The sequence below is a fragment of the Nonomuraea sp. NPDC050536 genome (assembly GCF_044457685.1).
GTDB lineage: Bacteria > Actinomycetota > Actinomycetes > Streptosporangiales > Streptosporangiaceae > Nonomuraea.
Genome location: NZ_JBITHD010000008.1, coordinates 132527 through 142879 on the forward strand (window position 1 = coordinate 132527; position 10353 = coordinate 142879).

The 10353-nt window shown below is 68.6% G+C and carries 11 protein-coding genes; 4 read left to right on the forward strand and 7 right to left on the reverse strand.

All coding sequences use genetic code 11. From position 1 onward, the window contains the following. Positions 1 to 2 precede the first annotated feature (2 nt). From ACIBHX_RS23685 to ACIBHX_RS23705, 5 genes are all read right to left on the reverse strand, one after another. Positions 3 to 1196 (reverse strand): extracellular solute-binding protein, encoded by a 1194-nt coding sequence (locus ACIBHX_RS23685; protein ID WP_397069363.1) that lies wholly within the window; start codon positions 1194 to 1196, stop codon positions 3 to 5. A gap of 197 nt (positions 1197 to 1393) precedes the next feature. Then, a complete protein-coding gene (locus tag ACIBHX_RS23690; RefSeq protein ID WP_397069364.1) occupies positions 1394 to 2551 on the reverse strand; it encodes an ROK family protein in 1158 nt (385 codons plus the stop codon). Positions 2552 to 2874: 323 nt separating this feature from the next. Further along, positions 2875 to 3021 carry a hypothetical protein gene (locus tag ACIBHX_RS23695; RefSeq protein ID WP_397069365.1) on the reverse strand — a complete coding sequence of 49 codons (147 nt, stop codon included), beginning with the start codon at positions 3019 to 3021 and terminating at the stop codon, positions 2875 to 2877. Positions 3022 to 3261: 240 nt separating this feature from the next. After that, positions 3262 to 4479: an MFS transporter gene (locus ACIBHX_RS23700; protein ID WP_397069366.1), complete on the reverse strand. Its 1218-nt coding sequence runs from the start codon at positions 4477 to 4479 to the stop codon at positions 3262 to 3264. A 596-nt stretch (positions 4480 to 5075) separates the two neighbouring features. Next, the gene (locus ACIBHX_RS23705; RefSeq protein WP_397069367.1) at positions 5076 to 6035 is read right to left on the reverse strand and encodes a winged helix-turn-helix domain-containing protein; all 960 of its coding nucleotides are present in this window, start codon (positions 6033 to 6035) and stop codon (positions 5076 to 5078) included. 444 nt (positions 6036 to 6479) lie between these two features. Here ACIBHX_RS23705 and ACIBHX_RS23710 point away from each other — a divergent pair, with 444 nt between their 5' ends. Further along, the gene (locus tag ACIBHX_RS23710) at positions 6480 to 7238 is read left to right on the forward strand and encodes an ABC transporter ATP-binding protein (protein WP_397069368.1); all 759 of its coding nucleotides are present in this window, start codon (positions 6480 to 6482) and stop codon (positions 7236 to 7238) included. Beyond that, positions 7190 to 8077, forward strand: a complete 888-nt coding sequence (locus ACIBHX_RS23715) for an FtsX-like permease family protein (RefSeq protein ID WP_397069369.1) — start codon at positions 7190 to 7192, stop codon at positions 8075 to 8077. The genes ACIBHX_RS23710 and ACIBHX_RS23715 overlap by 49 nt, the downstream gene beginning before the upstream one ends. 73 nt (positions 8078 to 8150) lie before the next feature. Here ACIBHX_RS23715 and ACIBHX_RS23720 read toward each other — a convergent pair whose 3' ends face one another. Next, positions 8151 to 8474, reverse strand: coding sequence for a putative quinol monooxygenase (locus ACIBHX_RS23720; protein ID WP_397069370.1), 324 nt, complete (start codon positions 8472 to 8474; stop codon positions 8151 to 8153). 320 nt (positions 8475 to 8794) lie between these two features. Here ACIBHX_RS23720 and ACIBHX_RS23725 point away from each other — a divergent pair, with 320 nt between their 5' ends. After that, positions 8795 to 9373 (forward strand): helix-turn-helix domain-containing protein, encoded by a 579-nt coding sequence (locus ACIBHX_RS23725; RefSeq protein ID WP_397069371.1) that lies wholly within the window; start codon positions 8795 to 8797, stop codon positions 9371 to 9373. Between the two features lie 158 nt (positions 9374 to 9531). On the opposite strand, the gene ACIBHX_RS23730 is transcribed toward ACIBHX_RS23725, so the two are convergent. Then, a complete protein-coding gene (locus ACIBHX_RS23730; protein WP_397069372.1) occupies positions 9532 to 9999 on the reverse strand; it encodes a cupin domain-containing protein in 468 nt (155 codons plus the stop codon). A gap of 158 nt (positions 10000 to 10157) precedes the next feature. Between ACIBHX_RS23730 and ACIBHX_RS23735 the strand changes: the two genes are divergently transcribed. Beyond that, a complete protein-coding gene (locus ACIBHX_RS23735; RefSeq protein ID WP_397069373.1) occupies positions 10158 to 10340 on the forward strand; it encodes a hypothetical protein in 183 nt (60 codons plus the stop codon). The last annotated feature ends 13 nt before the right edge of the window (positions 10341 to 10353 follow it).

Below are 10353 nucleotides of genomic sequence, written 5' to 3' on the forward strand. Positions count from 1 at the left end.
GCTCAGCTGCCGAGTTTGGCGTCGGCGTCGACCTGCGCGCCCGTCTTCGCCAGGCCCGCCTTCAGGTCGGGGACACCGCCGCCCTGGTAGGCGCTGGCGAAGTCCTCGGTGGTCTTGAGATAGGCGCCGCCGTTGGAGCTCGCCGGGTTCGTGGCCAGGTTGGGGCTGGCGAAGATGTCGAGGAAGGTCTTGAAGTGGGCGTCTTGCTGCAACGCCGGGTCGTTGAGCGCGGGAATCGTGGAAGGTACGTTCTTGAGGCCATGGGCCAGCTCCTGCAGGGGCGCGGGATCCGTCGTCAAGTACTTGACCAGCTCCCAGGCTGCGCCGGCGTTCTTGGCGCCCTTCGGGATCCCGATGATCGTGCCTGTGGTGTAGCCGCCCCCGTACAGCTCCGGCTTGTTGTCCGCGACCGGGAACGGAGCCGTGGCGTACTCCAGCGTGGGCGCCTCGGCCGCGATGAAGGCGGTGCGGAACTCACCGTCCATCATCATGGCGATCTGGCTCTTCTCGAAGGCGTGGTCCGGCGAGTACTCCTGACCGAGGCCGGCGGTGAACTTCGCCAGTTTGTCCTTGCCGTAGAAGTCGGTGAACTTCTTGGCCCATTCCAGCATCGCCTGCCATTGAGGGTCGGTGCCGAGGGCCGACTTCCCGTCCTGGGCCGTCCACTGGGCGCCCCAGCTCGCCGCCCACATCTGCACGTGGTTGGCGTAGAAGCCGATCGTGGGCACGAAGCCGGCGACCTTGATGGAGCCGTCGGGGTTGAAGACCGTCAGCTTCTTGGCGTACTCGAACAGCTGCGACATCGTCTTCGGCGGCCCGTCGAGGCCGGCCTTGGCGAACATCGCCTTGTTGTAGTAGAGGCCGTACACGTCGGCGAGCAGCGGCATCGCGCACCGGGTGCCCTTGAACTCGGTGTAAGCGCGGGTGGCGGTGGGAAGCAGGTTCAGGTCCAGCTTGTCGCGCGCGATGTAGGACTTGAGGTCCTGCCAGGCGCCGCTGGAACAGAACTGGCCGATGTTGTCGGTGGAGAAGGAGATGGCGACGTCCGGGGGGTTTCCCCCTCTGATCGCCTGGGCGACCTTGTCGTCGTCCTGGCTCCCCTGGTTGTTGACGGTGATGTTGGGGTGTTTGGCGTGGAATCCGTCCAGCGCCTTCTGGAGCACGCCCAGCTCGCGACCGCTGAACTTGCTCCACACGGACAGGGATACCTTCTCGTCGGCACTCGGAGCAGCGGCCGTACCCGACGACCCTGTATCTACCGCCCCGCACGCACTTGCCAGCAGCGCGAATGCCACACACGCCGCCGCGACACCGATTCGTCGCATCGAAACCCTCCAAGGGGGGTGAACTGCTGACCCGCCGCCATGGCCAGGTCAAGGGTTGGAGGCTGCCGTCAGGAGGGGATGGCAAACACCTCTTCGCGCGCTCCGGCCAAGGCCAGCCGCAGCGCGCCCGAACGGACCGGGTTTCCGGTCACCAGGCTTGGTCGAATCGCCGGCCGGGGAAGGACGAGCTCGCCCAACTCCTCGGCGACCAGGTCGCACAGGAGGCTGCCGCCGGCTCGGCCGATATCGCCCGTGAGGACCACCAACTCGGGATCGACCACCGACACCACGCCCGCCACGGCCAGCGCCACCCGGCGGGCCAGGTCACGGAGGAAGGCCGAGCGCGCGACCTGGTCAGCGCCGGCATCCTCCGCGAGAAGCTTCTCCAGATCATCTCCGGCCAGGCCGTGCGCGCGAGCCAGCGCCATCACCGCCCTGGTGCCGAGCACGTCCCCGACCCGCTGGACGCCGGTCACGCCGGCCTGCGGGCAGGGCATCCAATCGATCTCGCCCGCGCCGCCGGAGGCGCCCCGCAGGAGCCGCCCCCCGGAGACCACCGCGGCGCCGATGCCCCGGCCGATCCAGATCAGCACGAAGTCGTCGACCCCGACCGCCCTCCCGACCGCCATCTCGTCGAGAGCGACCAGGTTCACGTCGTTCTCGACCGCCACCGAGGTGCCGAGCGATCCGGAGAGCCGGTCCAGGACGTCGAAGCCCTGCCACGCCGGCAGATGCGGCGCGAAGCCCAGGTGCCCGGTGCGCTTGTCGACCGAACCCGGCAGCCCCACCACCACCCGGTGCAGTTGCTCGATGCCCAGGCCGACCTCGCCGGCCGCGGTGGAGACCGCACGGCGCAGATCCTCCACACCGAGGTCAGTTTCCTCGCCGGGACGGTATCGGTACTCTGCGACGATCTCCCCGCAGATATCGGACACCGCGATGTCCAGCACCTGCGGGGTGAGGTCGACGGCCGCCACATGGGCGAGCGCGCCGTTGACCGCCCAGAGCTGCGCGCGCGGCCCCTTTCCGCCCTCCCGGAATCCGGCACGCAGCACGTGGCCGCTCTCCTCGAGCCGGAGCAGCAGGTCGGCCGTCGCCGGTTTCGACAACCCGATCTGTGTTTCCAGCTCCAGCCGGGTCAGTGGCCCTCGGTCGAGCAGGGCCAGCAGCGCCGCGCGGTCGTTGATCCGGCGTAGCAGCTGAGGGCTTCCGGCGCGCTGTTCCACCAGGCCTCCCTACTGTCTGGGAACTTTCCAGACGATTGACGAGGAATGTACCTCATGCCCATCGCCCCACGTCAAGGGTGTTCGGCACAGAAACCGGTAGAAGATCACGAGACATTGCGCCCGCCGAAATCTCATCCACTCAGGTCAAGCGGCTTGAGGATCTCCCAGACGGTGGAGGGCGCGACCTTGATACCGAGGGTTGTCACTCGCCGGTAACCACGAGGGGTTCTCCCGGACCAGCCGCAGAATGAGCGTGCGGATGGAGCGCACGGGGGGCGGGCGCCAAGGCCGCTACTTCTGACAGGTGCGAGCGTGACACCGCTTCAGCACATCGCGGGTGCCAGCGCAGACCGGTGTCCGGACGCACGAGGAGCCGCGATCTCGGTATCCTTGTCCCGATCCCCCATCGGCAGCAACCGCAGCGCGGCAAAGGCGTTCGTGACGATCAGATATGCCAGGCCGAAGAGCACAAGTGATCATCCTGCCGCGATCGGCCCCCTTCAAGAGCCGAGGCGGGTGCCGGCCAGGAGGACCCGGACATGCCCGATGACCTGCGCGGATGACATTGTCGGCGGCACAGAGCGGGGCAAGATGCAGGCCGCAGGCGAAACCGAGGACGAACACGAGCTTGGAGGGTAGATGACCAGGCCAACCGCCCTGCACGACTTCTGGCACCCCACACGCCACCGCCGGACCTGAGCTGATGAGATCTACGTACCCATAGGGCCTCCAGCCGTCAGGTCCCGGCGCTGCTGGATGGTGACGATCCAGATGCCCGCCAGTGCGGTCATGACGCCAACGCCCAGGTTGAGCACGCCGTACGACAGGAGTCCGACGACCGCGCCGGCGATGATCGTGGCGGTGGCGCCGCATACGTTCATCAACAGGTCCGACAGCCCCTGGACGGCCGGTCGGCGGTCGATCGGGACCAACTCGGTGACCAGGGCGGATCCGGCCACGAGACCGCACGACCAGCCGAGGCCGAGGATCACGAGGGCCATGGTGACCTGCCAGACGTGGTGGCCGGCCGTACCCGCGAGGACGGCGGCGCTGAGCTGCAGGGCCATGCCCAGGATCAGCACGGGTATCTTGCCCGCCTTGTCGGCGAGCCAGCCCACCACGGGCGACAGGACGTACATGCCGGCGATGTGCAGGCTGATCACCAGGCCGATGATGTCCAGGGTCGAGCCGTCGTGGTGGAGTTTGACCGGGGTCATCGACATGACCGACACCATGGCCGTGTGGCTCACCGCGATCATGACGAGCGCGCGGCGGGCCATCGGGGTGGTGCGCAACGTCTGCCAGGCGGTCCTGATCGTACGGTCGCCCTTCAGGGCGCTGCCCTTGTCGCCATGCAACTGCCGGGCCAGCGTGTACGGGTCGGGCCGTAGTAAGACGAGGATGACCACCAGCGCCAGGGTGAAGGCAACCGCCGCGAACGCGAACGGCCCCGCCTTCTCCACCAGCCCGAGCCGCACGCCGATCTGGTCGGCGGACTCGACCAGGTTGGGGCCCGCGACGGAGCCGATCGTGGCGGCCCAAACGACCAGGGAGAGGTGCCTGGCCGCATGTCCCTTCGGCGACAGATCCGTCGCCGAGTAGCGCGCCGCCAGGCCGCCCGCGCTGCCGCCGCCCACCAGAACCAGACCGGCCAGCAGAAGGGGCCACATGCGCTGGCTGATCGCGACCACCGAGATCGCGCAGCCGGTCAGCGCGGCCACGTACGCCAGTGTCAGTCCCGCCCGCCGCCCGCCCCAGCCGGATGCCCTGGCGGTGGGCAGGGCCAGCAGAGCGGCGCCGAGGACGGTGGCGGTCCCGGCGAAGCCGCTGATCACCGTGGAGCCCGACAGCTCGTCGACCACGACCGAGCTGAGCGCGAGCCCGACGGCAACCCCCACGCCGCCGATGATCTGGACCGCAGACAGCACGCCCAGGGTGCGGCGCTGGATCGAGCGAACGCGATCAGTCGGCGTAGTGGGAGAAGTTCGAGTTCGCAACGACGGCCACCTTCGAGGAGGGGTGACGATTTGGCGCGCCGACCGCCTCTGCGGGCGGCGCCGGCGGCTCGGCCTTCTGCTGGTGGGGCCGCGTATGCGGATTGATGTGTATTCGGTTGAGGGCTCCGCTTGATCGTCACTCGTCGTGGTCGCCAAACGCGTGGGACGCCTGGTCGGGGGTCTGAAGTCTCTTCCTGGCCACGCCGGTCTTCGCGAGGGCGCCTATGAAACCGCGCAATGTCGGACCGGCGACCACGGCGCCGAAGGCAGCGATCGTGGAGACCACGACGGCGGCCGATGTTCTGCGGGCGAGAGATAGGAGGTGCACAGGAACCGGACCTCTCTGGTCAGCGGGCGCAGCGAGCAGGTCCGATCATGGAAGGCGCGGCGCCGGAAGCCAAGAGATTCGACCACGTTCGATGCGATATATCGCATACCTCCCCTTTCGCACCCCCTCTCGGATCGAGGCATGCCACGCCTTGTCGACTGACCGCGGTCGTACACGCTTGGCACTCCCGGCCAGTGGTTCAGCGTCGTTGGTAACGGACCTCGAGCGATTGACGGGTGCGCTGGAGGAGGCCGGCGCGGTACAGGATCTGCAGGTGATAGGAGACGGTCGAGGGGCTGAGGTGCAGCCGGCGGGCGACTTCGCTGGTGGTGCTCGGCCGGCCGAGCTCGGCCAGGATGCGGCTCCGGGTGTCGCCGATCAGTTCGCCGGTCAGCGAAGCGGGAGCACCGGTGGCCGCCGGATAGATGATCACTGGGACACGGGGGTCCGGCGCCTCCCCGAACTCGTCGGCGCAGATGCTCACCCGGCGAGTGAACGGGCTTGGGACGAAGACCACGGTGTCGGCGTCGATCTTCAGATCGCGGGTAGGAGCGACGAGCGGCAGGTCGAGACCGCCGTCGCGCCAGTACAGGCTCGGGCCGAGCCGGTCGACGGCGCTGATCGCGCCGTGCCTGGCCATGGTGGTGCCGCGAGCGTCCATGTCGCCGTACAGGTCGGCCTCCAGCCGTGGCCACCGCTGCGCCAGGACTTCCCGCCAGAACCTGTCGAGCTGGTCGGCCGCACGGCGCGCAAGCCGGTCCTCCCCCTGCCGGAGCGCCTCATGCAGTAGCCGGGCGCCCCGGTCGGCGCGCAGCGGATCCCAGGAGCGGCCGCCGAGCGCGCCGATCACCTCGTATCGGACCCGCTCGGCCGGGGCGGTGGCGACCTGGTGCAGTTCCGCATCCAGGGCTGAATCGAAGGTGAGCGGTACCGGCCGCACGAAATCAGGCGCGTACCCGCCCGGCCCGCCGCCGCCCAACACCGCGAGCAATTCGAGCCCGTGCTCGCGCAGCGCTTCCCTGGCCTGGCCCCGCCACGCGACCTCGACCGACCGCGGGTCGTACACCAGTGCGTGCAGCAGGTTGGCCGCCACCATGAGCGGCGACACCGCAAGCCGCGCCCGCCCCAGCCCTTCCGGGCCCAACTCGATCCGGATCACGCCGCCCCCCATGATCGTCGTCGAAGCTCATCGAATCACTCCGACGCGTGCGCTGTCAGCCCCCAAGATCCAGATGCGCGGACCCCAGGGCGCCGCTGACTCCTTGGACTGGCGAGCGGCTTCGCCGTTCTGACGGCGCCCGCCCTGCCTCAGGCTGCCTGCGAACCGTCGGAGCCATCAAGACCGCCAAAGAATGGTGGAACGGACACACCATCGGCGTGTTCTAACAGGGGTACAACCAGCCCTCTTGGAGAGGACCAGCCACACCCGCCTGCCGCATTTACGCCATGCAGTCCTGCAACTCCGCACTGTAAGTAGCAGAGCTGGCAGTCACACCGAGCAGGAGACCCAGATGAGATGTCAGGGCGCGTGCGGGGAGCCTCAGGGGCCGGTCGGGGAGATACCGGATGGGCGAGACACACGCGTTCCGGCACGCTGCTGATCATGAGTGATCATGCGGTTTGCCTTGAGGAAGTGACCAGGACATACGGAAGAGGCGCTACCGAAGTGGCTGCGCTCCGGCAGGTCAGCTTCGCCTTCCCGCGTGGCAGTTTCACCGCCGTGATGGGCCCGTCGGGGTCAGGTAAGAGCACACTGCTGCAGTGCGCGTCGGGATTGGACCGGCCGGATTCGGGGGCGGTTCGCATCGGCGGGCAGGACATCGCCCGCTTCGGTGAAAACGAACTGGCGGTGCTGCGCCGCGATCGGGTCGGCGTCATCTTCCAGGCATTCAACCTGGTGCCGTCGCTGACCGCCTGGCAGAACGTGATCCTGCCCAGCAGACTGGCCAGACGGCGACCCGACCCGTCCCACGTGCGCGAACTGCTGCACCGGGTCGGCCTGGCCGGACGGGAAGGGCATCGCCCGGCGCAGCTGTCCGGTGGCCAGCAGCAGCGGGTGGCGATCGCCCGCGCCCTGCTCGGCAGGCCGCAGGTGCTGTTCGCCGACGAGCCGACAGGGGCGCTGGACCGCCGCACTGGGCACGAGGTGCTGGCGCTGCTGCGGGAGGCGGCCGACGCGTTCGGCCAGACGGTGGTCATGGTCACGCACGATCCAGAGGCGGCGGCCCGGGCCCACACCGTGCTGTTCCTGACCGACGGGCAGATCGTCGACGTCCTGGACAGGCCCTCGGCCGGGCGCCGGGAGGCGTCCCGGTGGAGGTCACGCCGGGGCCGTTCATCGTGGCGCTGGTGGTCGGGCTAGCGGTGACGCTGCTGGCGGCCCGGGTCGCGGCGCGTAAGGCGGTAGGCGTGGGCCCCCTGGAGGTGCTGCGGGACAGCGCGGCGCAGCGGCGACTGCTGTCCTGGCCCAGGGCCGTCGCCGGAGGGGTGGCGCTGGCCGGCGGCGCCGTGCTGATCTGGCTCGTGCCGCAGCTCAAGCCGACGGACGCGGCGCCGACGGCGCTGGGGGCGACGATGGCGCTCTGCGTGGCCGCGTCCGCGCTGGGCCCCGTCGCGGTGCGTGGGATGGGCTGGCTGCTCGGAGCCGTGGCGGCCCGGCTTGATCCGGGAGCTGGGATGCTGGCCAGGTCCTCGCTGGTCGCTCAGCCGCGCCGGGCGATGTCGGCGGCGTCTCCAGTGATGTTGACCGTGGCGCTGGCGTGCACCTTCTTGTTCGCCGTGGCGACCACCGATGCGGCGGCGGGTGTGACCCGTACCGGGCCGTCGGTGTGGGCAGCCCCGATCTTGGTGGGACCGGCGGTGGCTTACACCGTGATCTCGGTGCTCAACGCGACGGCCATGACGATGGCCGAGCGGACCGAAGAATTCCGGCTGCTGCGCACAGTGGGGACCAAGCCGCGGCAGCTCGCGAGAGCGGTGTGCTGGGAGACGTTGATCGTGACGTGCATCGGTACGCTGCTCGGAACGGGCATCGCCGCCGCTTCGCTCACCATGCTCGGCAAGACCGTAACCGGCGAGCCGTGGTTCGCCTACTCTCTGCCGCAGTACGCCGGGCTGGTGCTGGTCTGCGCGGTGAGCGGCCTGGCGGGAGGACTGGCCGCCACCCGGCGGACACGGCGCGGAGCCCTTCTGCCCGACTGAACTTGAAGGTGTGACGTCGCCATGACGGGTCCGCTGCCTGGCGCCGTCTCAGGGCGGGGGCTCTTCTTCCTCGTCACTCAGCCGTTCGGCCGTGAACGTAGACGGCATGGCCGTAGCAGCCTTCGGGCTGCTTGGCCAGGAGTGGAGGAAGGCGCTGGGTCACCGTTGCGACCGCTTCGGACCGGGTGGTGGCGTCGTGTGCTTCCTTATCGGTCCACAACTGTGTCATCCAAATCGTGTCCGGGTCCTCAGGAGCTGTGTTGATGCTGTAGGTCAGCAAGCCGCTGTCATCACCGCCACCGCGGAACCCTTCATGAAGCAAGGCGATCAGCTCGTCGCGCCGCCCAGGCAGTGCGGTCATTCGTCCGTAGACGCTGAACATATTCGCACTGGACATGCATTCGTCCTTTCGCTCGGAAACTGTCCGCGCCCAACCTACTTCTCCCCTGCATCCTCATACTGGCCGTCTCGTGTTGAAGGAGGACACGTAGCTACAGACGTTAGTTTGCGGGACGTGGCCAGATCGTGAAGGGAATGCCTCCCCGGCCGTTGCGACAGCCAGCGGAGTTTGCTGCCGAGCACGCGTGCCGGTGGCTCGCCTGGCCGGTTGAAACTGTCTGGGGGTGGGGACGCGGGTCGACGTCATAGACCTGGAGGTTGAGCGCGGCACTCCGGACGCAAGATGTGCACGGCCTTGCTCGACAAAGGTGTACGCCGGTGTGCCCAGCCAGCGCCGGCACCGCCGCCGGTATCGACCTGTGCCTGCACCTGGCCCGCGCCGACCACGGCGCCGCCTACGCCGCGCACGTCGCCCGGCACATGGTCATGCCCCCGCACCGCGAGGGCGGGCAACTGCAGTACAGCACCGCGCCCCTCGCCGACCGCCAGCCGGAATCTCTGGCCCCCATCCTTGACTGGGCCGCCGAACGGCTGCACGAACCCCTCACCGTCGACGACCTCGCCTCACAGGCCAAGATTTCGCCGCGGACACTCGCCCGCAGGTTCGCCGACCAACTCGGCGTCAGCCCCGGCCGATGGCTGCTCCAGCAGCGCGTCGCAGCGGCCCAGGCCCTTTTGGAGGAGGAGACGGAGCTCCCCGTGGAGACGATCGCGGTCCGGGTCGGCCTGTCCTCGGCCGCCAACCTCCGCAGGCGCTTCCACGCCATGGTACGCACCACACCAGCGGCCTACCGGCGCTCCTTCGGCCGCCACGAACACGGGGTGTCGGTAAGGCTCGCACCACCAGGTACGCGCGATTGCGTTGCCGTAGATCAGAACCTTGGCCGGATCGTGTGACGTCGAACTCCAGTGTCAGCGCTGGTCGGGCAGGCGGCGGCCAGCCAGCGCGGTGCTTCCTCCATCAGCGCTCCCTACCTGCGGCGGGAGGCGGTCATGGCCTGCGCGAGCATTGCCCGGTCGGCGGCTACCTTCCCGGGATCAGCGCCCGGCACCGGCTAGAACGAGCTGGTGCGGTGGCGGGCGCGGAACTCCGCCAGGAGCTCGTCGGTCACTTCCGCGCCGGCCGCCACAGCCGCATGCACCTCACGGAAGTAACCCTCGTAACCAGCCGGCGTATAAAGGCACAGGGCATGAACCGACTCGGTACCGGCATTGCGGAAGCCGTGCGGGGTTCCACGCTCCGCAGCGAGCAGATGCCCGGGACCGACCGTCACCTCCCCATCGCCGTGGTGCAGGGTCAGATCGCCCCGCAGGACATAGAAATACTCATCGTGCCCGTGATGCACATGCGGACGAGCACCCACCACACCCCCCGCCAGAGTGAACTCCTCAAACGCGAAACGGCCGCCGGTATGCTCGCCCGTCAACCGGAAGAAGTGCGCCACTCCCGCCACGTCGATCAGCTCGCCGTCCTCGGGGCGGCGCAGCAACGGGCGCGGTCCCGGCATCTGGTTGTCGATCACCTCAGTATTATCGGGTGTTCCAGCGAGCTCGGCGCGATCGCCCCCCACGGCGGAGACGTGTAGCGCGTCAAAACTCGCCGATAGGGTCTGATCTGGGGTTTCCACCCGTCGACCTAGGCAGCTCGGCGGTACTCGTTGATCGCTCCTTCGAGGACCTTGTGGCGTTCGATCCGGCCTTGCATCGGCGCCACATGCTCACCACGAGCTTGATGCGGTCGATGCGCGTTGTAGTGATCGAGACATTCGTTCAGGCGCAGGTGACGATCACCGGCGAACACCTCGCCGAGGCCGACCCGCCGGTCGGGCGGCTGCTCATGCCCAGGAGATGCGCTGCGTTTTGACGCCGTGACACCG

Bases quoted from the DNA above. Each gene is read 5' to 3' on its own strand.
- ACIBHX_RS23710 (WP_397069368.1), top strand. From the start codon at position 6,480: ATGAGTGATCATGCGGTTTGCCTTGAGGAAGTGACCAGGACATACGGA.
- ACIBHX_RS23720 (WP_397069370.1), bottom strand. From the start codon at position 8,474: ATGTCCAGTGCGAATATGTTCAGCGTCTACGGACGAATGACCGCACTG.